This window comes from Bradyrhizobium erythrophlei (assembly GCF_042430365.1).
Lineage (GTDB): Bacteria > Pseudomonadota > Alphaproteobacteria > Rhizobiales > Xanthobacteraceae > Bradyrhizobium > Bradyrhizobium erythrophlei.
Window position 1 is genome coordinate 135,809 of sequence record NZ_JBHMET010000055.1, and the last position, 26,377, is coordinate 162,185.

General features: G+C 62.0%; 21 protein-coding genes and 1 tRNA gene. 15 read left to right on the forward strand and 7 right to left on the reverse strand.

Annotation, left to right across the window (positions count from 1 at the left end; translation table 11 throughout):
• The first annotated feature begins 34 nt into the window (after nt 1–34).
• The 3 genes from ACFFWD_RS10235 to ACFFWD_RS10245 all read left to right on the forward strand — a co-directional run bounded on the left by ACFFWD_RS10235 (nt 35) and on the right by ACFFWD_RS10245 (nt 4,006).
• Entirely contained in the window at nt 35–316 is a 282-nt protein-coding gene (locus ACFFWD_RS10235) for a phytanoyl-CoA dioxygenase family protein (RefSeq protein ID WP_376964535.1), read from the forward strand.
• Between the two features lie 367 nt (nt 317–683).
• Nucleotides 684–3,308, forward strand: coding sequence for an MASE1 domain-containing protein (locus tag ACFFWD_RS10240; protein ID WP_376964537.1), 2,625 nt, complete (start codon nt 684–686; stop codon nt 3,306–3,308).
• A gap of 491 nt (nt 3,309–3,799) precedes the next feature.
• The gene (locus ACFFWD_RS10245) at nt 3,800–4,006 is read left to right on the forward strand and encodes a hypothetical protein (RefSeq protein ID WP_376964539.1); all 207 of its coding nucleotides are present in this window, start codon (nt 3,800–3,802) and stop codon (nt 4,004–4,006) included.
• 811 nt (nt 4,007–4,817) lie between these two features.
• On the opposite strand, the gene ACFFWD_RS10250 is transcribed toward ACFFWD_RS10245, so the two are convergent.
• A complete protein-coding gene (locus tag ACFFWD_RS10250; protein ID WP_376964541.1) occupies nt 4,818–6,596 on the reverse strand; it encodes an acyl-CoA dehydrogenase family protein in 1,779 nt (592 codons plus the stop codon).
• A 220-nt stretch (nt 6,597–6,816) separates the two neighbouring features.
• Between ACFFWD_RS10250 and ACFFWD_RS10255 the strand changes: the two genes are divergently transcribed.
• Nucleotides 6,817–6,891, forward strand: a tRNA-Gln gene (locus tag ACFFWD_RS10255).
• A gap of 119 nt (nt 6,892–7,010) precedes the next feature.
• Here the strand turns inward: ACFFWD_RS10255 and ACFFWD_RS10260 are convergent.
• The 4 genes from ACFFWD_RS10260 to ACFFWD_RS10275 all read right to left on the reverse strand — a co-directional run bounded on the left by ACFFWD_RS10260 (nt 7,011) and on the right by ACFFWD_RS10275 (nt 13,183).
• A complete protein-coding gene (locus tag ACFFWD_RS10260; protein WP_376964543.1) occupies nt 7,011–8,438 on the reverse strand; it encodes an HlyD family type I secretion periplasmic adaptor subunit in 1,428 nt (475 codons plus the stop codon).
• Entirely contained in the window at nt 8,425–10,593 is a 2,169-nt protein-coding gene (locus ACFFWD_RS10265; RefSeq protein ID WP_376964545.1) for a type I secretion system permease/ATPase, read from the reverse strand. The genes ACFFWD_RS10260 and ACFFWD_RS10265 overlap by 14 nt, the downstream gene beginning before the upstream one ends.
• A gap of 251 nt (nt 10,594–10,844) precedes the next feature.
• Nucleotides 10,845–12,236, reverse strand: coding sequence for a hypothetical protein (locus ACFFWD_RS10270; RefSeq protein ID WP_376964547.1), 1,392 nt, complete (start codon nt 12,234–12,236; stop codon nt 10,845–10,847).
• Between the two features lie 326 nt (nt 12,237–12,562).
• The gene (locus ACFFWD_RS10275; RefSeq protein WP_376964549.1) at nt 12,563–13,183 is read right to left on the reverse strand and encodes a transglutaminase-like cysteine peptidase; all 621 of its coding nucleotides are present in this window, start codon (nt 13,181–13,183) and stop codon (nt 12,563–12,565) included.
• Between the two features lie 477 nt (nt 13,184–13,660).
• On the opposite strand from ACFFWD_RS10275, the gene ACFFWD_RS10280 reads away from it, so the two are divergent.
• Nucleotides 13,661–14,167, forward strand: coding sequence for a prepilin peptidase (locus ACFFWD_RS10280; protein ID WP_376964589.1), 507 nt, complete (start codon nt 13,661–13,663; stop codon nt 14,165–14,167).
• A 28-nt stretch (nt 14,168–14,195) separates the two neighbouring features.
• Here ACFFWD_RS10280 and ACFFWD_RS10285 read toward each other — a convergent pair whose 3' ends face one another.
• Both ACFFWD_RS10285 and gspD read right to left on the reverse strand, forming a co-directional pair.
• A complete protein-coding gene (locus tag ACFFWD_RS10285; RefSeq protein WP_376964551.1) occupies nt 14,196–14,693 on the reverse strand; it encodes a tetratricopeptide repeat protein in 498 nt (165 codons plus the stop codon).
• 49 nt (nt 14,694–14,742) lie between these two features.
• Nucleotides 14,743–17,055 (reverse strand): type II secretion system secretin GspD, encoded by a 2,313-nt coding sequence (gene gspD, locus ACFFWD_RS10290; protein WP_376964591.1) that lies wholly within the window; start codon nt 17,053–17,055, stop codon nt 14,743–14,745.
• Between the two features lie 505 nt (nt 17,056–17,560).
• Here gspD and ACFFWD_RS10295 point away from each other — a divergent pair.
• From ACFFWD_RS10295 to ACFFWD_RS10340, 10 genes are all read left to right on the forward strand, one after another.
• Complete coding sequence (locus tag ACFFWD_RS10295) at nt 17,561–19,114, forward strand: GspE/PulE family protein (protein ID WP_376964593.1); 1,554 nt, start codon at nt 17,561–17,563, stop codon at nt 19,112–19,114.
• Nucleotides 19,115–19,118: 4 nt separating this feature from the next.
• Nucleotides 19,119–20,336, forward strand: a complete 1,218-nt coding sequence (locus ACFFWD_RS10300; RefSeq protein ID WP_376964553.1) for a type II secretion system F family protein — start codon at nt 19,119–19,121, stop codon at nt 20,334–20,336.
• 17 nt (nt 20,337–20,353) lie between these two features.
• On the forward strand, nt 20,354–20,827 hold the full coding sequence (gene gspG / locus ACFFWD_RS10305; protein WP_376964555.1) for a type II secretion system major pseudopilin GspG: 474 nt from the start codon (nt 20,354–20,356) through the stop codon (nt 20,825–20,827).
• Nucleotides 20,748–21,278 (forward strand): prepilin-type N-terminal cleavage/methylation domain-containing protein, encoded by a 531-nt coding sequence (locus tag ACFFWD_RS10310; RefSeq protein ID WP_376964557.1) that lies wholly within the window; start codon nt 20,748–20,750, stop codon nt 21,276–21,278. The genes gspG and ACFFWD_RS10310 overlap by 80 nt, the downstream gene beginning before the upstream one ends.
• Nucleotides 21,247–21,660: a prepilin-type N-terminal cleavage/methylation domain-containing protein gene (locus tag ACFFWD_RS10315; protein WP_376964559.1), complete on the forward strand. Its 414-nt coding sequence runs from the start codon at nt 21,247–21,249 to the stop codon at nt 21,658–21,660. The genes ACFFWD_RS10310 and ACFFWD_RS10315 overlap by 32 nt, the downstream gene beginning before the upstream one ends.
• Nucleotides 21,660–22,340: a PulJ/GspJ family protein gene (locus ACFFWD_RS10320; RefSeq protein WP_376964561.1), complete on the forward strand. Its 681-nt coding sequence runs from the start codon at nt 21,660–21,662 to the stop codon at nt 22,338–22,340. The genes ACFFWD_RS10315 and ACFFWD_RS10320 overlap by 1 nt, the downstream gene beginning before the upstream one ends.
• The gene (locus tag ACFFWD_RS10325) at nt 22,337–23,284 is read left to right on the forward strand and encodes a type II secretion system minor pseudopilin (protein ID WP_376964563.1); all 948 of its coding nucleotides are present in this window, start codon (nt 22,337–22,339) and stop codon (nt 23,282–23,284) included. Before ACFFWD_RS10320 ends, ACFFWD_RS10325 begins: the two co-directional genes overlap by 4 nt.
• The gene (locus ACFFWD_RS10330; RefSeq protein WP_376964565.1) at nt 23,281–24,354 is read left to right on the forward strand and encodes a PilN domain-containing protein; all 1,074 of its coding nucleotides are present in this window, start codon (nt 23,281–23,283) and stop codon (nt 24,352–24,354) included. The genes ACFFWD_RS10325 and ACFFWD_RS10330 overlap by 4 nt, the downstream gene beginning before the upstream one ends.
• Complete coding sequence (gene gspM, locus ACFFWD_RS10335) at nt 24,351–24,908, forward strand: type II secretion system protein GspM (RefSeq protein WP_376964567.1); 558 nt, start codon at nt 24,351–24,353, stop codon at nt 24,906–24,908. Before ACFFWD_RS10330 ends, gspM begins: the two co-directional genes overlap by 4 nt.
• Nucleotides 24,909–25,115: 207 nt before the next feature.
• A complete protein-coding gene (locus tag ACFFWD_RS10340) occupies nt 25,116–26,342 on the forward strand; it encodes an acyltransferase family protein (RefSeq protein WP_376964569.1) in 1,227 nt (408 codons plus the stop codon).
• Nucleotides 26,343–26,377: the final 35 nt, after the last annotated feature.

Sequence of the window (26,377 nt, forward strand, 5' to 3'; positions counted from 1 at the left end):
CGACGTTGGTCGTAGCGGCTCGACTTGAGCGACGATGTCGTGCGGTGGCCGCGCTTCGGCCGGATCGATCGTCGCGCCGCTCTTGATCGCGCCGGGGTCGCACCGGCTCGGGCAGATCAGGGAAAGCGAGGTGGAGGCTATCGTCGAACGGTGCGGAAGGGCGGTCTGCGAGGCGGAAGCGGGAGACATATGGCTCTATGCGACACCGATCCTGCACGCCTCGGAGGTCGCGCACGAGCCGCGTCACCGCAGGGTCCTGCAGATCGATTTTGCAGCTCACGATCTTCCCGGCGGACTGCGGTGGCTTGGGGTTTGAGATCGTCAAGCCGATCACGTGATTGCTTGGATTGCGTAGCCCGGATGAGCGCAGCGACATCCGGGGGCCGTGTCGCTGCGATCCCGCATGTCGCGGCGCTCATCCGGGCTACTTGCTGAGGAGGAGCGCCGCTTGGGGCCCGACATGCACCCTTTTGTCTCTTGCAGTACACTTCGCTATTAGGTCAATGGTGCTGCCCGAGCGCGCCTGGTCCCGAACTTGCCAGGCGATCCTCCAGCGACCATCTTGCGGCCATGCTTCGGTCAAAACTGCATTGAGTGTTTGGCGGGATCGACGGGCTGGAAATGCGACTGCCCTCTTTGGGCTAGCATTGGACAGCGGGCCGGGTCCCCAACCGCGTTTTGAGATGTCCACGCAAAGGCTGGTGATGGAAAGGGCGAGGTTTGGAAAAGCAAATATCGTTGCTTTTGGCAGCACTCGGGGTGCTGCAACCTATTTGGTCGAACTTTTGGTGGTCTCCGCGATTTACGGCGGCCTTGCCGAAGCCGCGCGACTTCTACCCGCAATAAATCCGTCCGCGACACCGTTGTGGCCCCCAACCGGGCTTGCGCTCGCGTTGTTCCTCCTGCGCGGCTACCGGATCTGGCCCGCGATCCTGGTGGGGGCCGTTTCTCCCTATCTCATGGCCGACCGATCGATCCTGGAATTGGGCTCCGTCGGAATCGGCACCCTCCTTGCTGCATTTGCCGGGTCATGGCTGATTGGTCGCTCGTCGAACGGTCAACAGACGTTTGCAACCCCCTCCAGCATCGTCAAGTTTGCAATCATTGCCTTTGCGCCGACCACGATGATGAGTTCATTCATCGCCTTGGCCGGATTCATTCTCGCCAATGAGCCAGGCTTTTCCGATTCCGTCGTCGCCTGGTTGACCTGGTGGCTTGCAGACGCTGCCGGCGCCTTGGTGATTGTTCCGGTGATCGTGCTGCTGGCGACGATGCCTCTACGCATTTCTTTCAAATGGAATCTGTTGGAATCGATCGCAGTTTCTGCTCTCGTGAGCATCATCGGGATCGTTGCTTACAGCCCGATCATCGGTAGTGACCTCATCAGCAACGACCTCAACGTGCCGCTGCCGCATCGGAGCCTTCTTGGCTTTCTGGTCTTCCTGCCCTTGATGTGGGCTGGTCTGCGCGGCAATCGATGCAACGTCGCTATATCAGCGCTCATTTTCATCGGAATCGCCACATGGGGGTTCTCGACGGGTAACGATCCATTTGCGAAAGCGGATCCGAATGGAGCGCTGTTATCATTGCTCGTGCTTTCGATCAGCGTATCGGTGCCCCCGCTTGCTTTGGCCGCGGCAATTTCCACTCACCAGGCCACTGAAGCTCATTTGCTTTCTGTTCAGGACCGGCTGAACGGTCAGCTTGAACGGAGGAATTTGGCGCTCGACAACGTTAGACGCCACTTCCAAACCCTCATCGAGGGCGTTGTCGACTATGCAATTTTTGCCCTTGATAGAGAGGGGCACGTTACGAGCTGGAATAGCACCGCTCAAAAAATCATCGGCTACACCCCGGAAGAGATCATAGGCAAGCATTTTGGGATATTCTATCGGCCGGATGAGCGCCGCGCGGGTTCACCAGCTCACGCATTGGAAGCGGCAATCCAAAGCGGCAAGCACGAGGTCGAGGGGTGGCGCATCAGAAAGAACGGTACGCCGTTCTTCATCACCGGCTCAGTCTCTTCGAGCCATGATGACGCAGGGAATCTGATCGGTTTTATCAACATACTTCGGGACGCAACCGAGCGACGCGACGCGGAGGAGAAACTGGTCCAGGCGCGCGAACAGCTCGCAATGTCTCAGAAGATGGAGGCAATCGGCAAGCTGACCGGCGGGATTGCACACGACTTCAACAATCTATTGATGATCATTGGAGGCAGTGCCCAGATCTTTGCACGCCTGCTTGATCCAAAACTGCCAAGAGCCATCGAAGCCATACAGAACGCGGCCAAACGCGGAGAAAGCCTGACGCGCCAATTGTTGACATTCTCGCGTCATCAGCATCTCAGCCCGACGATCGTTGATCTGACAGCGTCCATCAAGAACATGCGGACCATGATCGAGAGCTCACTGCGCGGGAACATTGTCTACAATGAAAACATTGGCGATGATGTTTCGCCGGTTAAGGTGGACCTCGCCGAGCTGGAGCTTTCGATCGTCAACATCGCCGTCAATGCGCGCGACGCGATGCCAAACGGCGGCACGTTCACGTTATCCGTCCACGCCGTGACCATAGACCGGCAAACCGGCGATGATCGCGCCGGGAAGGACTTCTTTGCGATAGCGTTTAGCGATACCGGCACCGGTATTCCGCCAAATCTTCTGTCCAAGATGTTCGATCCATTTTTCACGACCAAAGAGGTCGGCAAAGGGACCGGGCTCGGTTTGTCCCAGGTTTATGGTTTTGCGCACCAGGCCGGTGGAACTGTGACGGCAGACAGCAAGGTCGGACAAGGAACGACGATTACAATCTACTTGCCGTCTTGTGCGGACGAGCAAATCGCCAGCAAGGAGCTCGCCGCTGCCAGAGCAAGAACACGGCATTCGCAGCGGCAGACGGTTCTGGTTGTCGACGACAGCGCTGATGTGGCGGATGTCACATCCTCGCTGTTCGAGCATCTGGGCTACGAGACCATCTATCGAGATTCGGCCGAAGCGGCATTAAAACTGCTCGAAGCCGGCACAAGGATCGATCTCGTCTTCAGCGATATCGTCATGCCAGGGACCATCGATGGCGTCGGGCTAGCGAGAGAAATTCGGTCGCGGTATCCCAATTTGCCCATAGCCCTTACGACCGGCTACAGCGATGCGGCAAAAGCAGCTCCCCCAAACTTGAAGATACTGCGTAAGCCGTTCGATACCGAGGCGCTAAGAGACTTTATCCAGGATCTTACGCCTCCGAGATCAATCAGATCACCCGGCGCGCCACTGGCGTCAAGCACGACTGACGCTTTGCGGAGAAGCTGATCGGTCGCCGCGAGGGCGCTACGAAGCGCCTTCGATGATAGAACCAATCCCCTTGCCAATCTCCGTGCCGTGCTGGAACAGCGCGCCGGGAGCGAGCTCTCAGGCTTTTCGTCTTTGGTCCGTGCCTGTGAAGTAGTTCATATCAGCGCGCGCTATTCCGATTCAGTATGCCGCTTTGGACGCGAACGAAGGAGTCGCGCCATGAGCGAACAACCGTCAAAAGTCATGCCCGGCTGGCTCACAGTCGACCTTCTGGTGATCATCGTATCGCTGGCTATCATCGGGGTTGGCATATGGATCGCGCACTGAGCCGAACGCCGCTGGATTTGACTGCTCTTCTCCGAACCGCTCGCGCTCGGAACGGACCGCTGCGCTCGAATATCGCACGATCCATTGTGCCTGCGCCTAATTGTATCCGATGCGTTGGTGTCGGTGAACTTCCTCTCCAGCCGGCCGACCTATGATTGGGGTCGGAAACAACGGAGTTTCCCATGACGCGCCTGATGATTTTGGCAATTGCAATGAGTGCTCTTGTTGGAACCGCGACGATGTGGTGGCACGCACCTCTCGCCGTCCGTGCCGAAACGGCAGGCATGCCTTCGCTCCAAGAACTTCACGTCATGGCCGGAGTAAACAAGCTTCCGAACCACCACGTCGAGGATCGCTCGGTGGAATTTTTGCCGGACTCCACCCAATAATGCCCGAGGTGGGGTGAGGGTGACGCCTTGGCATTGATTTGCCCGACGGCGCAAGCCCCCGCAGACAAAATATTTCGGTTTTTCGGAATGGCAAATCAGTCTATGGTTTGCCCGTCTCACCCGCCTGAGGGGCGCGTCGCGATCGTCACGAGCGTTGGGTGGAGATGCGGTGGACGCCGAGGTGCGCGAGACGAATGCACCAGAGCGGACGGCGAAGTCGTGTGGTCCTGACGCCCCAGTGGTTGGTGTCTCATCAGCAAGGCTCTTGCTGGCGACGGTGACAAACAAGCCAGGTCTCGCCGGGGAGAGCACGAAGGAAGCCGTAAAACCATCGCGCAGGGAAGGCCGGGATTCCGGTTACACCTGTGGTCCTACCCCCGTGCTTTTTGTTGCACGGGACCCATGGGTGCGATCGGCGCCCCCGTGCTTTTTGTTGCACGGGACCCGCGGGTGCAATCGGCGCCCGGCCTTCCCTGCGCCCTCTGTTCTTCAGGAGGGTGGAACGAGATGCAAAGCTCGGACAGATCATGTCGCGAGAATGAGGACGTTTGACTTACGTCATTGCGAGCGCAGCGAAGCAATCCATGTCACCGCTCGCGGATGCATGGATTGCTTCGTCGCTTCAGCGCAAAATTGCTTTGCAATTTTGTCGCGAGCTCCTCGCAATGACGGCGGTGGTTGCGTGAGCTCCGGGAATCGTAGGGTGGGCAAAGCGGAGCGTGCCCACCATCGCGAGCACGGCGTGAAATGGTGGGCACGGCGCTTCGCGCCTTTGCCCACCCTACGACGCTACGGATTCGCGAAGCGTCGCTTACCCCAGCAACACCGCGTCCGCGCCGTTGACGGCCTCGGCGCTGTCGGTGACCGTCTTCTCCAGCGAGGTCGCCTGCACCGCGACGTTCTCGGCAAAGAAGCGGGCCAGCGCCACATAGCGCTGCGGCTCGGCCGCGCCGTTGGCCTTGGCGGCGAGCGCCTCGCCGGCCAGCATGCAGCCGCCGAGGGTGGCGCCGAACAGCCGCAGATAGGGCGTCGCGCCGGCGAGCGCGTCGTTCGGCGCAGCGCCAAGCCGCTCGAGCAGCCATTTGCTCGAGCGCTCGAGCGCGGCGAGCGCGTCGCGCAGCTTGGCTCCGGTGGTGCCGAAGGCGGGATCGTTCGAGGTCTCGACCTGCTTGACGATGGCGGCGAGCTCGTCGAGCAGCGCCCACACCGAGGCGCCGCCATTGGCGCCGAGCTTGCGGGTGACGAGGTCGATCGACTGGATGCCGTTGGTGCCCTCATAGATCGAGGTGATGCGCGCGTCGCGGTAGTGCTGCGCGGCGCCGGTCTCCTCGATGAAGCCCATGCCGCCATGGATCTGCACGCCGAGATAGGCGACCTCGTTGCCGATGTCGGTGGAGAAGGCTTTTGCGATCGGCGTCAGCAGCGCGCCGCGCGCGGCGGCTTCCGCACGGACCTTGGCGTCCTTGGCGCGTACCGAGACGTCGAGCGCGACCGCCGTGGCGTAGCAGATCGAGCGGGCCGCTGCCGTCATGCTGCGCATCTGCATCAGCATGCGTTTGACGTCGGGATGGACGATGATCGGGTCCATGCCGTCGCCCTGTTTGCCGACGGCCTTGCCCTGCCGCCGCTCCTGCGCATAGGCGAGCGCCTGCTGATAGGCGCGGTCGGCGACGCCGACGCCCTCGAGGCCGACGCCGAGCCGGGCCTGGTTCATCATCGTGAACATGCAGCGCATGCCCTGGTTTTCCTCGCCGACCAGGTAGCCGATCGCGCCGCCCTGATCGCCCATCGTCATGGTGCAGGTCGGCGAAGCGTGCATGCCGAGCTTGTGCTCGACGCCGCTTGCGTAGATGTCGTTGCGGGCGCCCAGCGAGCCGTCGCCATTGACCAGGAACTTGGGAACAAGAAAGAGAGAAATTCCCTTGGTCCCGGCGGGCGCATCGGGCAATCGCGCGAGCACGAAATGCACGATGTTGTCGGTCATGTCGTGTTCGCCATAGGTGATGAAGATCTTGGTGCCCTTGATGCGGTAGGTGCCGTCGGGCTGTTTTTCGGCGCGGGTGCGCAGCGCGCCGACGTCGGACCCGGCATTGGGCTCGGTGAGCTGCATCGTGCCGGTCCATTCGCCGGTGACGAGCTTCTCCAGGTAGATTGTCTTCAACTCGTCGCTGCCGTGGGCGTCGAGCGCCTCGATTGCGGACAGGGTCAGCAGCGGGCAGAGGCCGAAGGCGACGTTCGAGGCGCTCCAGATCTCGGTGCAGGCGGCGTTGATCGCGAGTGGCAGGCCCTGGCCGCCGAACGCTTCCGGCCCGGACACCGCGTTCCACCCCGCCGCGGTCCAGCGCTGATAGGCGTCGGGCCAGCCCGGTGCGGTCGTCACCTGGCCGCTGTTGAGCTTGATCCCGTGCTCGTCGCCGACCTTGTTGAGCGGCGCCAGCACGTCGGAGGCGAACTTGCCGGCTTCCTCGAGCACGGCGGCGGTGATGTCGCCGTCGAAATCGCCATAATGGCCGGCCTTCACGGCGGCGGCGAGGCCGGCGCCGTGGTTGAGGGACAGCAGGATATCGTTGATCGGCGCGCGGTAGGTCATGGCGTTACTCCCGAGGAGGCGTTTGACGCTGGTCTTCCCACGAAACCGGCCGCCTCTCAACACTCCGAAAGGACACCGCGGGGTCCGTTTCGGCCACGACGGCGTCACTTTATGAGTGTGGCGCCGCGACCATCCGGCCGGTTTCGCGGGATTTCGTTGTCCGCCCTGTTGAAATCGTGGGCCTCCCTCTATAGACCGGCGTTGCCCTCGATCGGCGCGTTGGGGCGTAGCCAAGCGGTAAGGCAGCGGATTTTGATTCCGCCATTCGGAGGTTCGATCCCTCCCGCCCCAGCCATAGCCAAGGCATTGAATTCACTAGATAAATTGACTTGGCAGGACCGAGAATTTCCAGTGCGTTTGGAAATTCAGTTCACCTCGCATTTGGAAAATTCCGTGCTGGTTTCGGCAGCTAGTTCAGCGTTCGCGCAGACTCTCATGGCTGTAGCGGAGCAGCGGCGAGACGAGATACTCAATGATACGGCGGGAACCGGTCTTGATCTCCACCGTTACGGCCATCCCGGGTGCGAGATTGACGATGCGGCCGTCGATTTCCATTTGCGGCCGATCCAGCGAGACGCGAGCCGAATAGACCAGTTCCTGGCCTTTCGGCTCGCTCGTCGATGTTTCCGGCCCCACGGCGGGATCTCCGCCCTTCTCAGGTGGCTTGGTGCGCACAATGGCGTCCTGTGAGACGCTCAGGACCTTGCCCTCGCGCAGGCCATAGCGCGTGAAGCTGAAGGTGTCGACCTTGATGGCGGCTTGCTGCCCCTCCCTGACAAAGCCGATGTCTCTGTTCGAGATCATGGCCTCGATCTCAAGCCCGCCACCTGACGGCACCAGCACCATCAGCGTCTGCGCGGGCGTCACAACGCCTCCGACCGAATGCACGGCCAGCTGCTGCACGATCCCGTCCTCCTGGGCGGTGAGGCGCAGGAGGCTGGTTCGCTGTTCGGCCTTGATGACGTCCTGTCGCAGGCCTGCGGCCTTCTGTTCGGCCTTGGCAAGGTCGTCGAGCAGGCCGCGCTTGTACTCGGCTTCGGTGCGCGCACGGGTTTCTTCGAGTCCAGCTATCGCTGCATCGACCTCGGCGTAGTGGCTCTGCTGTACCAGCAGCTCCTGCTGGTGAGAGACCAATTCCTGCATGTCGGTCAGATACTGCAGCTTGCTGCCGAACTCTTTGTCCACCAGATATTTCCGGACATCGACTCGCTGCTGCAGGATCGGGATCAAGGCATTGATCTTGCCGATCGTCGCTTCGGTCGTCGCGCGCTCGGCCTTCTTCTGATTGCCTTGCCACTCGATCGCCGTGATCTTTGCAGCCTGTTCTGCGGCCTGCATCGTCAGGAAGCGTTGCGCCGTCTCGATCTGTTCGCGGGTCGCCTGATCGGGTGGGGTGAACTTGCTGATCGATTGATCTCTGCCGGAAAGAGCGGCCCGCAAGCGTGCGATCTCGAGTTCGTCCGCCAGGAGGTCGCTCCTCAGGTGGCCGAGCTCCGCCTCGCTCATGGTGGGGTCGAGTTCAACGAGAACGTCGCCCGCCTTGACCCGCTGGCCATCCCGCACGTGGATGGTGCGGACGACGGCGGTTTCGAACGGCTGGATCACCTTGCTGCGGCCGTCAGGGACGATCTTGCCCGTTGCTGTAGCAATGATATCGACGGTCCCGACATTTGCCCATATCAGAGCGATCAGGAATACGGCCGCAATCGATGCGGAGATCGCGCGCCCTATGGGAGAGGGCGGGGTTTCCACGATTTCGAGAGCCGCCGGCAGAAACGCCAGCTCGTTGCGTCTGCGAGGCGGCCGGTGCAGCGAGGCGTTGAGCCGCCTAAACAACGTCATGGATTCCCGCCTGGACGCGGTGCAGGGTCGCGTAGCGACCGCCGCTTCTGATCAGTTGCTCGTGCGAACCATCCTCGACCAGGCGGCCGCGCTCAATCGCGATGATCCGGTCGGCCGTGCGAACCGTCGAAAGCCGGTGGGCGATGATCAGCACGGTCCGGCCAGCGGTGATCTGCCGCATATTCTGCTGAATGATGCGTTCGCTCTCATAGTCGAGCGCGCTGGTGGCCTCGTCGAAAATGAGAATCCGCGGATTGGTGGTGAGGGCGCGCGCAATCGCAATGCGTTGGCGCTGTCCTCCGGACAGTGTGCTGCCGCGCTCACCGATGACGGTATCGTAGCCATCCTGCAGCTCAAGAATGAAGTCGTGGGCGCCGGCGAGCTTGGCGACGGCCATGATCCGATCCATCGGCAGGGCCGGATCCGAGAGCGCGATGTTGTCGCGCACCGAACGATTGAACAGGACATTCTCCTGCAGCACGACGCCGATCTGTCGTCGCAACCATGCCGGATCCACGGCTGCAATGTCGATCCCGTCGACCAGGACGCGACCACCTTCGGGCAGATAGAGGCGCTGAAGCAGTTTGGCGAGTGTGCTCTTGCCGGAGCCGGACGTACCGACAATACCCACGATCTGTCCGGCCGGGATCGCCAGGGTGATATTGCTCAGTATCTCCGGTCCGTCGATACGGTAGCGGAAGCTGACCCGCTCGAAACCGATGTCGCCGCGAATGGCGGGCAGTGCCGCGCGCCCGGGGCTGTGCGTTTGCTCCGGAGTGGTGTTGAGGATGTCGCCCAACCGCTCGACCGACAATCGGGCCTGGTGGAAATCCTGCCACAACTGGGCCAATCTCAGCACCGGGGCAGTGACCCGCGAGGATAGCATGTTGAACGCGACGAGCTCTCCGACCGTGAGGTCTCCGTCGATCACAAGCTTTGCGCCGAAATAGAGCAGCGCGGCCATGTTCAACTTGCTGACGAGCTGCACGGCCTGGTTCGCAACATTGCCCAGGCTCACGACGCGGAAGCTTGCTGCGACATAGCCGGCGAGCTGCTCTTCCCAGCGCCGCTGCATTTGCGGCTCGACCGCCATCGCCTTCAGCGCTTCCACGCCGGTGACGCTCTCGACCAGAAACGACTGGTTCTCCGCTCCGCGCCTGAATTTCTCGTCCAGTCGGATGCGGAACAGCGGCGTGGCCATGGCCGAGATCGCAATGAAGAACGGGAAGGATGCAAGCACGATCGCGGTGAGCAGTGGCGAGTAGAATGCCATCAGCGCCAGGAACACGAAGGTGAAGAACAGGTCGATGACCAGCGTCAGTCCCGAGCCGGTGATGAAATTGCGCAGATTCTCGAGCTCACGCACGCGCGCCACCGTGTCTCCGACCCGTCGTGCCTGGAAATAAGCGAGAGGCAGCGCGAGTAGGTGGTGAAACAGTCGCGCCCCAAGCTCGACATCGATGCGGTTCGTGGTGTGGGAGAACAGATGGGTGCGCAAGCCTCCGAGCACGACCTCGAAGACGGAAATCGCAACGATCCCGGCGACCAGGACATCGAGCGTGCCGAGGCTGCGATGCACCAGCACCTTGTCGATCACGACCTGAAAGAAGAGCGGCGACACCAGCGCGAATATCTGCAGGAAGAAGGAGGCGAGCAGGACTTCGCGGAGTAGGCAACGGTACTTGCTGATCGCACCCAGGAACCACGTGATGTCGAAGCGTCGCGTAAGCTCGACCAGGCCGGCGCGCTTGGTCATCAGCACGATGCGGCCGTCCCACAAGACCTCGAATTGGGTCTTGGTCATCATTTGCGGGCGCGGCGCACCGGGGTATTGCACGATGGCCCTGCCCTCGCCCGCTTTCCCGAGGATCAGGAATCCGCCGTTGCGCAGCGGGACAATGGCGGGCAACGGGGTCTTGTCCAGCCGCTCCCAAACTGTCTTGACCAGCCGCGACTTGATGTTGAATTGCTTGGTACAGCGCAGCATCTCGGTGATGCCGACCGTGTCGACGCCAAGTTGATGGCGGAGCTGCTGTGCTTCGGCGGGCACCCCCAGGAACTGCAGCAACATGACGAGTGCAGTAAGTCCCGGATCCGCCGGCGGCGGCGCGGCTTGAACCGGGGCCCCACTTGCTATGATCTCGTCAAGGCTCATAAGCACCAAACATCCGCGCTTATCGGGTCCGGGACAGACGTCACGCTACGATCGTCGCACTTCCGGAAGGGCAGCCGAGAAGACCGATAGCTAACGTTCTTATGTTACAAGTTGATAACTATGATCGGATTCTTCACATAACCGGGCCTTATGCCGTGCGGCGCGATTGCGCGCGATTCAACGCGCCGACGAAGTTGCGACGTCAGGCGCTGCGCCGGGACACCGTCCCAGCGCAGCAGCTTTGTTGTCAATCAGGTCTGAGCGTTGACCAGCGAAGGTGTCGTCGGAGCCGTGACCTGCGGGGTGATCCCATCCTGGCCCGCATCCGGCACCAGGCTCGCCGAGAACTGCGAGAGCAGTGAGAGCGACACGGCTGTGCCTCCGTGGCCGTCGGATACCACATTCATCGCGGTCCCGGCCTCTACTCCGGCGAATTGATAGGCGAGGGTCCCTCCGCTTGTCGTCAGCGTCAGCGTCGAGCCGTCGAACGCGAAGGAGCTCGCCGACAGGTTGAGGAAGTCGATGGTGTCTCCGACTTCGAAGTTGGAGATCGTGCCGGTCAGCCCGGCGGGGTTGTCAAGGTAGAGTGTAGCGGCCGAGCCGGCGAAATCGACGTCGTGCTGAACTCCTCCGGCGAGCACGTGCTCAACTCCGCCGGCGAGATGCGTGCTGCTGGCCGTACCTGCAATATCGACTTCGCCACGGTTGACGGTGGTGCCGGATGCCGTTCCTGCCACATACCCGAAACCGCCGTTGATCGTCGTTGAGGCGACCGAGCCGCCGACGTCGACATATTGCAACGCTCCATTGTTGACGGTCGTTCCGGTCGCGGTACCGCCGGCGCCGATGTACTCATTGCCGCCGGCTGCGATCACGGTGTTGGTAGCCGTGCCGTTGGCCAGAACCTGAAGGCTACCGCTCACGGTGCTGTTCTGAACACTGCCGTTCACGACGTCCAGGAATCCGCCGGCCTGGACATTTGTCGTGATCGCGGTGCCGCCCAGCACGACGTGCTGAACGCCGCCGTGGTCGATGGTCGTGTTGACGGTCGTACCGGCGACTTCCTGGGTGCCGCCACCATAGACGACGGTATCGTTGCCCGTTCCGAGAACGTACTGGTATCCGCCGTTGTTGACCTGGGTGCCGTTCGCCGTGCCGTCAGCGGCAATATATTGCAGTCCATTGGCCGTGATGATCGTGCCATTGGTGGTGCCGCCGGCCGCCACAAACTCGTCACCCCCGCTCACGATGACGGTTGCATTGGCAACGCCTCCGACCAATACCTGCCGATATCCGGCGAGCGTTGATCCGTTGACAGTGCCGTTCCAGATGTCCTGGTAGCTGCCTGCAGCTATCGTGACGTTATTGGCGGTGCCCCCGCCATAGACGTGCTGGACGCCGCCGCTGGTGACAACGACGCCATTCACAGTGCCGTAGTCGAATTGCGTGCCGCCCACGATCGTCGAGCTGTTGGCCGTCCCCCCGGCGTCGATCGTGATAATGCTGCCGGGGCCGACCGCGGTCGCGCCGGTTACTGTGCCGCCGCTCGCGACATTGAGAGTGCCTGGAGCGACAACAATAAAGGTCGTGGCCGTGGGAGCGGAGACGGTTGTCGTGCCGCTGGATACGAGTTCAGTGGTCATTGGTGCCTCAAATGAGAGAAGTTGGATGCGTCGCGATGCAATTACAGTCCGGAACGAGAATTATTCCGTTCCGCGGGTGATATATTTTAAATTATAGAACATATTGTGATGTTATAAATGATAATTACGTTATCGTCCATTCGTACCGTCGGCGCGACCAAAAGAGGCGAAGAAGCGCGTCGCCCGCAGTTGGGACACGACAGGGGGGCATGACTGCCGGGAGAACGCGATCCCTCGCCACGCCACAATCCTTAGCGGTATTCGCAAACTCGGAACGGGGCCTTCAGCGCTTCGTCTGCGCCTACGCGGGGAAAATTCGGACACCTTCAGCGCGTGAATTGATGCTCGGCAGGAACCGTGTCCGGCCTGGGCTGCTCGGCTCCGAAGGACACCCATATGTTAGGGTCCGTCACACTTTGCCGGGAAAGGTACCGATAGTTGGTTTCGTACCAGAACAGAATTTCCGGCGTCTGGTTGTCGAGGATCATTTCGCCGCGGTCGGAACGGACGGTCAGAACGGCATGACGTCCCTTGTTGGCGCCGCGCTCCTCGACCGTTGTGATCAAAAGCGCGCCTTGTGGCCAACCGGCCTTAGCGAGGAGCCGGCGCTTCAGCAGAACGATGTCCTCGCAATCACCCCGATCGAGCGGATAGGTCCAGCGTTCGGCCTTTCCATAGAGGTCCGGGTCGCTGGTCCACTGCACGCGATCATTGACGTATTTGTTGATCTGGTACAGCTGCTGGAGCAGCTCGGGAGTAAGGACGACGTCGCGGGCCTGGTCGGCGAGGGGCCGGCATTCCTCGGCATTCTCGGCACAGAATTGGACCCAGCCGGTAGGAGCCCTTGTGGCACCACCGATTGCAGCGAACAGCGCCGGACGGGCCAGAAACGCGTGGGCAGGATATGCGCTCGACAAGCAGACGGCGAACAGGCCGGCTGCGGCCATTGCCCATGCGCTCTGCCTCTGCTTGGCCGTGCAGGCTCTCGTCATACCTTCCCCCAATGTTATTCGGAATGAGAGGTTGACAGAGATCGCTCGCGATCTCGCTAAGCGATTGCTTCAAATTGAACCGATCTGCGTGATGGCGGTCGAACTGCTGGCAGCCATGGTTGATTTCCGTTAAAGCGCGGTCGCCGTGATGGCGAGGGTAGGCAGCCATGGCATGATGGTCTGTCGCTCGCTTGACGTAGGAGGCGTCTCGCACGCGGCGTCTTTGATATGTCACTGTGAGCTACTTTGATATTCGGCAGGGCCGGGCTATAGCCGATCATGATCATTCTCCGGACGGATGAGTTGACGGCGGCGGCCGATGCGATGCCTGGGCAGGGAGCCAGTCCCCAAGACAATCGCAAAGACGGTCTTGAAAGCGATCCTGGCTCCGGTCCTAACGCAGCAGCCATTGGAGTCGGTATCTTGGCCGCTGTGACAAGCGCGGCCGTGGGCGAGGGCGCGGCGGGCCTGCTCGGTGTCGGGCTGGCGCTTGTGATGCTGGCGATCGCCATCGTGGACGCCAGATCGTTCTTGATCCCTGATCCTCTGAACGTTGCCGGGGTGATGCTCGGCATTGCCAATGCGGCGGTGCTGGGCCGGGGGGACCTTGCGGTATTGGCCGAGGCCGTGCTGCGCGCCGTCCTCGCTGCTGCCGTCTTCGCCGGATTGCGGCTGGCCTACGTCCGGGTGCGTCGGCGGCACGGCATTGGCCTCGGCGACGTCAAGCTTGCAGCGGTTGCCGGAGTCTGGCTTGATTGGTCGGTCTTGCCGATTGCCATCGAGATCGCAGCCCTCTCGGCGCTGGCGACCTACGCGCTGCGCCGTTACCTGCTCCGGCGCAGACAGCAGCCGAACAGCCGTCTGCCGTTCGGACTGTTCTTTGCTCCCGCGATCTGGATCGGCTGGCTGCTACAGACGGTGGTGCAGGGCGGCTGGTAACAGCCGACCTTTGCCTTCGCGCGCCAGATCAGAACGGGGAGTCGCCGGGCCATCGCAGAGAATGCCATTGCCCTGCTGCAATCTGGCCGCGGCTCATCTTCGAGGCCACTGCATTGCGCAGCTGCGCGTAATGCTCGCGCAGGCGCTTTGGCGCGCGCGCTGCTGCAAGGTTGAGCCATTTGTAGGCAGCAACGTCGTCTTGCGGAACGCCCTGGCCCTTGTCGTAGGCGAGTCCGAGCAGATATTGCGCCGTGGTGTCACCCTGCTCGGCCGCCAGCCTGTACCAGTAGCTCGCCGCATCATACGCCTGTGGAAGACCTTGTCCCGTCGCGTACATGAAGCCGACCATGGCTTGGGCGCGGGCATATCCCCGTTCGGCCAGCGGCAACAACTGGCGCGCAGCGCTTTCAAAGTCGCCGCGCGAAAACGCACCACTTCCTGCCCCGAGAGCATCGGCGTGGGCAACACTGGTTGACGTGATCCCCAGAACGACGGCGACGACAAGGAGTCCGTTCGATCTGATCATGTGATCCGCTCCTGATTTGGTTCGCGTTCCCCCGGGCGAACGGTGAGACTCACCGGTAAGTGGCCGGGGCGGTCTGCCTCGACCCAATCGCGTTGATCGAGCCCCGCAGCTTTGTGCGCAGCTCTTCGGCGACAAAATGCGCGTCGGCGCCGTCGCGGATGATCTGCGGACGGATGAATATGATCAACTCGGTGCGCTTGATCTGCTTGTCTGTCTGCCCGAAGACGACCTCGCCAATGCCGGGAATTTGATCGAGACCTGGAATGCCCGCGCGCGTCTTGTTTTGGGTGTCGCTGATCAGGCCTGCTAGCAGCACCGTCTGCCCGCTGGCGACCGCCACGGAGCTGCGGACCTTGCGAGTCGAAACGGTCGGCGTGAGCGTGTTGGTCGCGGTCGACGATGAAGATGAGGACGACGAGTTGCTGACGGGATTGCTGATCTCCTGCTCGATATCAAGCCTGACATTGCCGTTGGCGTTGATGCGCGGCACTACGCGCAGGATAATGCCGGTACTGCGATAGTCGGTGGTGTTGGCAATGGTGTTGCTCCCGGTCAGAACGGTCGCGCTCCCGGTCTGGATCGGGATCTCGTCTCCGACCTGCAACGTCGCGATCTGGTTGTCGATGACGACCACCGATGGATTCGACAGGACCTTGACGTCGGTGATCGCGTGCAACGCGTTGAGAACGGCCCTTGGCGTGGCCGCCGAGCCGACGAGGAAATTGAAGCCTGGAATCGCACGATTGAGCACGACGTCGCTTGCAACTTTGGCAAGCGCGGACGCGCCCGCATAGCCAGCGGAGCCGACATCGGGTTTCAGTCCGAGATCGCGGCTCATGATATAGGACTGGATTCCGTACTGCAGGCCGTCGGTCAGCGTCACTTCGGCGATCGTGGCATCGATGGCAACCTGAAGCTGCGGTTGATCGATTTCTTTGATGGTCTGCTCGATGATGCGGTATTGCTCATGACTCGCGTAGATCAGAAGCGTGTTGTTGACGCTGTCGGCAGTGATGCGTACGCCGTCAAGGACATTCCCTGGACCCGAGCTTCCGGCTCCTGCCCGTCCAGAATTCTGGCCGGCGGCAGAGCTGTCGAACAGGCTGCCGCCCTGCGTGCCGGGCGCCGAGCCGTAGGTGGATTGATTGCCGGCAGAAGAATCCGCCATCGCCGTGCTCGCGGCTCGTCCGCTGGATCCGACGCCTCCCGTTGATTGACCGGTCGGCGAGGCCGACAGGCGGCTGAGCGCAGAGCCGCCGCTCGAGCTTGACGCCAGGCCCGATCCGGGTGCGACTTGTGCTCCCGCGCTGTCAAGCGGCGACGAGGACGATCCTGCCGCGCCGCCGCCGAAGACGTCGTTCAACACGCGCGCGATCTGCCGGGCGTCGCCGAACTTCACGCGATAAACATGGACGGCAGAACGGCCGGTATTGGTCGTGTCGAGGCGGCGGATCCAGGTTTCGACGCGGTGCAGCAGCTCCGGTTTTCGGGTCACCGCGAGCACCGCGTTCATTCTGGCGATCGACTGAAACTTGATCAGGTTCTGCGTCATGCCACCCTCGCCGGAGTCCACAATCTTCTCGAGCTCGGCGACGATCGGGCCTGGATTGCTGTTCTGCACCGGGAAGATGCCGACGGACTGTCCCTTCATGAAGTCCGCGTCGAAGCTGAACACGAGGTCCACCGCGTTTCGGCGCTCGCTCCCCGTGCCCTGGATCAGAATGAGGTTGCGATTGGTGTCTGCGCGGACCATGCCCGGCTTGGTCGCAAAGCTGTCGACCAGCTTGAGTACCGTCTGCGCGGAGACGTATTGCAACGGCACCACCGTGATGCCGTAGCCGGGAGTCATGCGATCCGCGGCATCTGCCGCTCCCACGCCCACCGCATCAGCCTGCGGCATCAGCCGGTAGCCGGTGTCATCCCGCACCAGCGCGACACCGCCAATGCGAAGCGCGTTTTCGAGCGCGAACGCAATGTCCGACTTGGGGATCGGTCGTCCCGACGAGAGGCTGATGTTGCCCTGGACGCGCGGGTCGATGACGTAACCGACGCCAAGAATATCCCCAAGGACGATCTTGGCGACGGATGCAATCGGCGAATTGTCGAAATTGAGCTCGAAGCGGTCACCGCTCGTCGCGGCCTGCTGCGCAGATGTTGCCGCGGCCGCATCATCACCGGAGTCAGCGGCGTAGATCGCGGTCTTGGCGCGGGGGCCGATGTTGAGTTCGCGTTGCGGCAGCTGGTTCGGGTAACGCGGCAACAGATCGATCGAGTGGACCTTCTCGAAGACATCCGGATCCTTGGTGTCGGCGTCGGCAACGCTGCTGACCGTGTTGCACGATCCCAGCAACGCGCAGATCATTGCGCATTGGACAATCAAGCCGATCCGGAATGCTGTTCGGCCCACTGTTTGCCTCACGCGCGCGCCGCCCGTTGTCACACCTGCCAGGGTGAGCTCAGGCCGAATGGCGGTTGCTTAACCGTCTCGTGTGACAGTCGTGTGTTAAGAGTATTGTAATGGGCTCGCGGTGGGTTGCGTTGCTTGTGACTTTTGTCGTCATGCAGATGAGTGCGCGTGCGAATAATTCATAGATATCAATGCCGTTTCTCAGATTGATATCGTAAGTCACTTGTGGTCCTGGGCGTCGCTGATCATAACGTCACATTTCCAATCGCAGAAGTAAGGTAAACGGCGCGCTCGCCGCTTTGCGGCTATCAGAGTGAATCCGGTAGACGTCATGGCTTCTCCGAATGCGCACGAGTTTGCGACCCGCTTCTGCCGGAAGGCCGGCCTGAAGGCGGAACCGGACAATCTCGGCAGGCTGAACGGAGCGGGCGCCGAAGGCGGCCTGCGCAAGCTTTGGGAAATGAGCGACCTGTCGGCCAGCGAGTTTGCCGACGAGGTTGCCGGTTTCTTCGAACTTCCCCGCGTGGCCTTTCAGGACATGATGGCGGCGGAATCGAAGGTGCAGCAGTTCTCTCGACGGTTCCTGCGCGAAATGGCGGTCTTCCCCTGTCAGCCGGCAAGCGGCCCGCCGGTGCTCGTGCTTGCTGATCCCACCGATCGCGCTTCCTTTCAGGCAGCAGCGATCGTGTTGGGAACGACGCCAGTCATCAAGGTCGCGTCATTCGAAGATGTCGCGACCGCACTCGATCAGCGCCTCGGAGACGAGGAGAGCGTCGGTGCAGACAACGCCGCCAATGTCGCTGTGCAGGATGACGACATCGACAATCTGCGCGATCTTGCGAGCGGCGCGCCTGTTGTCCGGGCCGTCAACGACATGTTCGAGACCGCGGTGGAACTGCGCGCCAGCGATATTCACATCGAGCCGGGCCGCTCCTCGTTGGTCCTGCGGATGCGCGTTGACGGCCTCCTGCGAAATGTTCCGACGCCAAGCGGTGTTCCCCCGCAGGCCGTGATCTCCCGCATCAAGATCCTGGCTGGCCTCAACATCGCCGAGCGCCGCCTGCCGCAGGACGGAGGCGCGCGGGTCCGGGCTGCACGTTCCGAGATCGACGTGCGCGTCGCGATCATGCCGACGCAGTACGGCGAATCCGCCGTCATTCGCCTGCTGCCAAGAGACCGGGCGCTGCTATCGATCGAGAAACTCGGCTTCCTCGCCGGCGATCAGAGCCGATTGCGGCGGCTGTTGACCCTGCCGCACGGCATGGTCATCGTCACCGGGCCAACAGGCAGCGGCAAGACCACCACGCTTGCGACCGTGCTCTCGCTTCTCAACGAACCGACGCGGAAGATCCTCACGATCGAGGATCCCGTCGAATATGAGATCGCGGGGGTCTGCCAATCCCAGGCCAAGCCATCAATTGGACTGACATTCGCAACTGCGCTGCGTGCCTTTGTTCGCCAGGACCCTGACGTCATCATGGTTGGCGAAGTGCGCGATTCCGAGACGGCTCACGTCGCGGTGCACGCCGCACTCACAGGCCACCTCGTGCTGACCACGCTGCACACCGAGACGGCGGCCGCCGCGGTGCCGCGCCTCCTTGACCTCGGCGTGGAAGCATTTCTGCTGCGCTCCACATTGCGCGCCGTCATTGCCCAGCGCCTGGTGCGCCAACTTTGCGACCGCTGCAAGACCAGTCGGCGTTTGCATCACGCAGACCTCGAGGCCGACCCGCGCTATGCCGCGGTTGGCCTCGCTGTCGGCAACACCATCTTCGAACCGGTCGGCTGCGAGCGCTGCGGCGGCGTCGGTTATCGCGGCCGTATCGGCGTGTTCGAGGTGCTGGAGATGAACGAGGAGGTTCGTGCGCTGGTTCAGGCGCAATCCGACTGGGAGTCCATCGACAAGGTAGCCATTCGCAATGGCATGACAACGATGATCGAGGACGGTCTTGCCAAATGTCTGTCAGGAATGACCTCGGCGGCCGAAATTCTTCGCGTAACCACCGTACGGTGACGAGATGCCGAATTTCCGCTATCGCGCGCTGACCCAAAAGGGAGAAGTCGTCTCCGGATCGATCACCGCGGCAAACTTGGCCGAGGTGGCCCAGCGCATCGAGTATCTCGGCCTCGTTGCGATCGATACCGCACCGGAAGAGGAGGCGGCGGGATGGTCGTTCTCCCTGGCCTCGCTGTCGCTGTCACGGCCGACCCCGGCAGACGTGACCATCTTCACCAGGGATCTCGCCCTGCTTCTGAAGGCAGGCGCGCGGCTGAACGACGCGCTTGAGCTGCTTGCGAACGATATGGACGTCGGCCGGCTGCGACCGGTCATTCACAGCATCAAGACTGCAATTGTATCCGGCGAGAGTTTTGCCGAGGCGCTAGGCCGCGAGCCTGTGTTGTTTCCCGCCATGTATGTCGCCCTGGTTCGGGTCGGCGAGATGTCCGGGACGCTGGACCACATTCTGGAGACAATCGGCGCCGAACGAACGCGGGCGGAAGCGCTGCGTCGGAAAGTCTCCGGTGCCCTCCAATATCCGGCCTTCGTATTGCTCGCGGCCGGCGGAGTGCTGATCTTCTTCGTGACGTTTGTTCTGCCGCAGTTCTCGGCGGTGCTCCGCGACTTCAATGCGAAGACGGATCCGATCATCGAGACCTTTCTCATGCTGTCCGATCTGTTGCGCGGGCATGGCTTCGAGGTCGGGGCCGCCGTCTTGGTGGTCGCCATCGGCGGCTGGCTCGCCTGGCGGCGGCCGGCCGTTCGGGCCAGCATCGTGACCCAGCTCGCGCGGCTCCCCGTGATCTCCACTGTGGTCGAATTTCATCGGGCTGCGCTGTTCTCGCGCAACCTCGGAATTCTCTTGGGCAGCGGCGTGACGCTTACGGCAACGTTGCGCATCCTGATCGACATCATGACCGCGACGGGTAATGTCCCGGTCTGGGCCGCGATGTCCGATCGGGTACGCCATGGCGGCAAGCTGTCCGATGCGCTCGCCGCCTCGGCGGTCCTGCCGCCGGTCGCGGTCCGCATGCTGCGGCTTGGCGAGGAGACCGGTCAACTGCCGACGCTGTCGGGCCGGGTGGCGGAGTTCTACGAGGAGAAGCTGCAGCGCCAGCTCGATCGCGTCGTCGGCATCATCGGACCGGCCGCAATCATTACCATCAGCATCGTCGTCGGTGGCCTGATCGTTTCGGTGATGACGGCTCTATTGTCGGTGACGCAGGTCGTCGGATGAAAGAAGGAAGGCACGCTATGATCGGCTTTTCATGGAGAGTCTCGCCACGCTCCCTGCACCGGCGACGTCGGCGGCGCCGAGGTGAGGAAGGTTTCACGCTGGTGGAGATGCTGGTCGTCATCACGATCATTGGCATGATCATGGCGCTGGTCGGTCCGCGAGTGCTCAATTATCTCAGCGAATCGCGGGTGAAGGCAGCCAAGATTCAGATCCAGAGCTTCAGTAGCGCGCTCGACCTGTTTTACCTGGATGCCGGTCGATTCCCGACTAGTTCGGAGGGGTTGGCCGCGCTGGTGCGTCCAGTCAGCGGCACAGCCGCCTGGAACGGGCCATATCTGAAGGGCGGTAGCGTTCCTAACGACCCATGGGGCAACCCTTATGTTTACAAGCAGCCCGCAGACCGTGCGCCTTATGAGATCCGCTCGCTCGGTTCCGACGGACAAGAAGGCGGGACGGGAACGTCGACCGATCTCGTCTCTGGACAGAATTGACGCGGCCGACGCCGGATTCACGCTGCTCGAGATGGTCTGCGTGCTGGCGATCGTAGCGATGTTTGCGGCTGTTCTGCTTCCTCGTTTTCCGACTGCAACGTCGCGACCGCGGCTGGAGGCCTATGCGATCGAGCTCGCTGCGCTGCTCAAGGCCGACCGCAATGCGGCGCTTTCGCGCTACGGCGCGGTCAGTGCGGTGGTCGATGCGCGCGCGCGCACCCTGAGGTCGGGATCGAGCGCCTGGATCGTTCAGGTCCCGCAGGACGTGGTGTTTGATGCCCTGCTACCGCAGCGCTGCAACGGCAGGCCGGCGCTTTCGACCATCAGCTTCTTTGCGAGCGGCATGTCATGCGGCGGCATGATCCGACTGACGCGGCTCGGCAATGCTGTCGAGGTGCGTGTCAACTGGTTGACGGGAGGTGTCGATATTGTCGCGCAAGAGGCTCCATAAGCGGCGCTTCGAAGCCGGTTTCACCATGATCGAAGCTCTCGTTGCGCTCGCGTTGGTGGCGGTCGTGCTTGCGGCGATCGGAACGCTTGTTGCCACCAATTCGCGCGGCGCGGGAAAACTCGAGCAGCATGCGGCGTTGGTCGATGCCGCTAGGGTCGTCGTGTCGACGCTGCCGCACGCTGGTACGCCGATGCCCCCAGATCTCAGGGGACGGGTTGCTGCCCATCGCTGGCAGATGCGAGTGACCCCGTTCATCGATGATGTTCCGGTCGTTCCGGAGTCCCGCTTCATTCCGCAACGTATCGAGCTGCGTGTGCAGTCGCCGAGCGGCGCCACTCTGTCGTTCGAAACGGTGCGCCTGCAGAGCAGGAGCGGGAGCTGATGTTCCGGCATTGTCGCTCGGAGGATGGCTTCACGCTGTTCGAGGCGCTGGTCGCCCTGGCCCTCATGGGCCTGATTCTGGGCGCGCTTGCCTCGGTCACCGCGCAATGGTTGCCGAACTGGAACCGCGGCCTCATTCGCGTCCAGCGCAATGAGCAAGTCGCGATCGCGCTCGATCGCCTGGCGGCGGACCTTTCTGTGGCCGGCTATGTGGCGCAGGCTTCGGACAACGTGCCGCTCTTTCAGGGCACTGAGCGGGCCGTCATGTTCGTGCGCTCGGTGGTCGGCCCGAACGGCAGCCCGGGATTGGAGATCGTCCGGATCGCCGAGATGAACGACGGCCGCGGCTCGGCGTTGGTCCGCACGCGAGCACCCTTCGTGGTGCGTCCGGACGGTAATCCCGAGGGCGGTTCGATATCGTTTTCCGATCCTGTCGTGCTCTTGCGCGCTCCGTTCCGTATCGGCTTTGCCTATGCCGACGTGGACGGCAGGTGGACCAATCGATGGCCCAACTCCAGCGAATTGCCGACAACAGTTCGCTTTGACATCAAGGACGCCGAACGCGGGACCGTTATCTCTGGCGCGACAAGGATCCATGTCGACATGGGAGCGCCGCGGCCCGATCCATCGAGCCAGCCGGAGGCCGCCCAGGCGCAACCAGGCAATGGCCCGACGCAATGAACAGCTCGGCCGCAGCGCGCAAGATCACATGCGGGTCGCGTGACGGCTTCATCATGGTGGCCGCGTTGTGGCTGCTCGCGGGGCTGGCGGCGCTCGCTGCCGTGGCTTCTCTCTACATCGCACAATCAGCCGCTGCACTTTCTGCGCTGGACGCGGCCACGCAATGGGAAATGCTGAGCACGGCTGGAGTTGAACTCGCTGCCTATGAACTGTCCGCTCCCGTCACGGTTCGTCGCCCGACACACGGAGGAGTTGGCTTCAGGCTGGCGAACTCTTCCGTGAAGGTGGAGTACATGTCGGAAGCCGCACGCCTCAATCTCAACATGGCGCCGAGAGCCATGATCGCGGGCCTGTTTGCAGCGCTTGGAGCGCCGGCCGAAGCAGCTGATCAATACGCCGGTCGGGTGATCGCCTGGCGGAGCGCTCCGAGGCCGAATGATCAGGACGAGGAGCAGGGGCTTTATCGCGCGGCTGGGTTGAATTACCTGCCTCGACGGGGACCGTTCAACAGCGCAGATGAACTGTGGCTCGTGCTTGGTTTGCCGGCCGCGCTGGTCGAGAGGGCACTGCCATTCGTCACCGTGTATAGCGGGATGGCGGAGATCAACGTGCTGGATGCGGCTCCCGAAGTCATCGCCGCGTTGCCCGGCATGACCCCGGCGAAGCTCGATGCATTCTTGAACAGGCGTGAGGAATTGCCGTCAGATGATCCGGAGTTTGTCATTGGCGCCCTGGGCGGACGGCAGCCGGGCGCGACGGTATCGGGTAGTGAGGCGTATCGCGTTCGCATGCGGATCACGCTTCCCGACGGTCGGCAACGGGCGCCGGAGGCTGTGATCCAGATCCTGGGACCCGCGGAAAAGCAGGCGTTTCGGGTGCTTGCCTGGAACGACGATATCAACCCGGATCGAGGAGGGCGGCCCAGGCCGACGGCAAGCCGATGAGGATTCCGGGTCAGATCGCAACCGCCCTCTCGCTGTGGATCGATACTGTGGCGCGCACGGTGAGCGATCGGTTCGAGCGCGCGCGCACAACACGCCAGATTGCGGTCACTGAAGGCGATGAAGGTCTCCTCACCTTGCGCCTCGCCTCGAAGGCGGCGACCAAGGATGGTGAATTGCCCCCCTGCCGCATCCAGTTGGTCGGCGGCGACGCTACCGGACCGGTGCCGCCGGAATGGGCTGCCGCCATAAAGGGCGCGATGGTCGATCTGGCGCTGCAGCCGTCACGCTTTGTTTTCCGACCGTTGGAATTGCCTGGCAGAGCGGTTGAATTCCTTGACGGGATCATTCGCTCACAGATCGACCGGTTGACCCCCTGGAATGCGGCCGATGCCGTGTTTCACTGGACCACCCCAAACAGCGCCGCCGCCGACCACGTCGAACTGACGGTTGTTGCGACCGCACGCGCCGTGGTGGACTCGCTCGCGCAACCATTTATCGACCTGGGCGCTGCCGGGGTTGAGATATCGGCCGCTCAGCCCGGGATGGACCGGGTCATAGTTTACAGTCGGCGCGTCGGCGGACATGCTCGTTCTGGTCGCCTGCGCCTGGCGCTCGTCGCTCTCCTGGCGACCACCGGCACGCTGGCCATGCTTTCGATTGGGTTCGGCGGAGTGATCGCTGATTCCTACGACTCCCAGCAGCAGCAAATCCAGCAACAGATCGCAGAGCGGCGTGCCATCGCAAGGGGCAACCAGGGAGGGCCGGGGACCTCCCAGCGTGAAGTACTGGTACGCCGCAAACAGACGATGCCATCCGCCGTGATCGCGCTCGAAGAGCTCTCCGGTCTGTTGCCTGACCACACTTACGCGACAGAGCTGCGGATCGAGGGGGACAAGCTTCAGATCTCAGGGCTGACCGGCGACGCGCCGTCACTGATCCAGATTCTGGAGCAGTCGTCGCATTTTGCGAGTGCCGGTTTTTTTGCGCCGACGACGCGGGCCGCCAATGAGCCAGGGGAACGCTTCCATATCGAGACCAGGATCAAGCCACAATTCGGATCCGGCACATGATTGATATGCAAAGGATCGAAGCCGCTCTCGCTCGTTTCCCGCTGGCTGCGGCTGCCGCCTATCTTGCGCTGGTGGTGCTGTTTTCCTTCACGACGGTCCAGACCGTATTCGAGGTGTTGCGCAGCCGCGACGCGGCTGCGTCGGCCGCCGACATCCTTCAGACGCTCGAGGCGCGGCATCTCACACGGACTTCCACCGCTCGGACCGACGTGAGCGTTCCCACCGGGTCGGTATTCCTCGAAGGTCCGACGGTGTCAGTCGCGAGTGCGATGTTGCTGCAACGGGTGCTCGCGGCGACCAGGCGCGTGAACGGAAACGCGCTGTCGTCGCAGGTCGACCTGCAGGGACCGCTCGCCAAGTCCGGCTTTGTCTCGGCGACGTTCAATATCGAGATCGCTTCCGCCTCCCTTCAACCGCTGCTCTATGATTTGGAGGCGGGCATGCCTTTCCTGTTCATCGATGAATTGGTCGTCCAGCAGGCCTCGGCTGGCACCGACAGCAGCAAATTGCGCATCGTCCTCGGCATTTCGGCGCAGCGACAGAGTGCGAAATGAAGGAAACATCCGCCGGGGAGCGATCAGCCATCGAAAATGCTCTGAGCCGGACTCCTTTTCGCAGTGATCACGCGCATGGCGTCTAGTGGGTGAGGGCGTTCGGCTTCGCCAAATGGAGAACCTAAACGGCTTCTGCAGATTCGGCGCACCGTGGGTGAAACGCGCGATTTTGTCGTATCTCGGCCAGATCAATAATCGGGGGATCAAGTGCTTTCTTGGATAGGTGGGCTGCCGACAACGCTTTCTCGGGTTACAAACAGCACCACATACGTCCCGCAGATCGATGGCCTAAGGTTTCTGGCGATCCTCCCCGTGCTCATCTATCACGCGGGAGCGCGCGGCGAGCGTTTCTATCAGCACCTCTCCGGTGCAGAAATCGTTGTCGCGCAATATCTCCCGCACGGATCGCTGGGCGTCTCGCTGTTCTTCTTCGTCAGCGGATACATCATTGCATATCCGTTCTTGTCGGGAAGGGCCCCATCTCTCAAGCATTTTTTCTTGCGTCGGCTGACGAGATTGGAGCCTCCTTACGTCGTCGTGATGTTGGGTTGCTTTGCAATCCTCTCCATCGTTCCTGCGCCGATGGAGGCTCCAAACTTCTACTTCACTCAGGCTCCCCTTTGGCAAAGCTTGCTCGCGAGTTTGACCTACTCGCATTCTCTCGTGTTTGGGGAGCATCCTCGGCTGAACCCGCCCACATGGTCGCTGGAAAGAGAGGTTCAGTTCTACGTTCTTGCCCCGCTGATACTCTATGTTTACGGCAAGATCCGCGTTCGTGGTCTGCGCGTAGGCGTCGGCGTCGCTCTCACGGTCGTGCTTCTGGTGCTCGGTGCGGTCATTTCGGACCGGCTGGATCGAACGGGCTTCGTCAGGAACACGCTCCTGGCTGAGTCCTATGGTTTCATGCTTGGTATCGTCGCATGCGACTACGTCGTCTGGAAGAATTCATTCTCCATGCCTCCCAAGGCTATTTTCGATATTGGGTTCGTGATCGGACTGATCGGTATCCTCTTCACGGGAGCGGTACAGTTCAACGTGCCTTTTCATTTCGAGATGGCCAACAGCTTCCTCCGGGCCACGTGCATCCTGCTCCTGTTCATGGCGGCGGCTCGAGGAACGTGGTCGAAGGCGTTTCTCGGGCTTCCCTGGATCGCACTGATCGGGGGAGCCTGCTACTCGATATACCTAGTTCATTTGCCGGTCATTCAGGCCGGAGCTCAGGTCCTGTCGAAGTTTGTTGTGTTCCGGTCCTTGGCTGAGGCTTGGGTCGTCTCCTGGGCGGTTCTGGTCCCGGTCACATTGATGGTGGGGATGCTCTTCTACGCGCTAGTTGAACGTCCGTGTATGGATCCGCGATGGCCTGAGAAGGCATGGCACAGGGTCGTGCAGATATTCGCGGGACCGTGGTTCAATCGATCCGCCCCTGAGACCTGAGGTCTTCGGAACGGAATCCTGGGCTGACTGCTGGA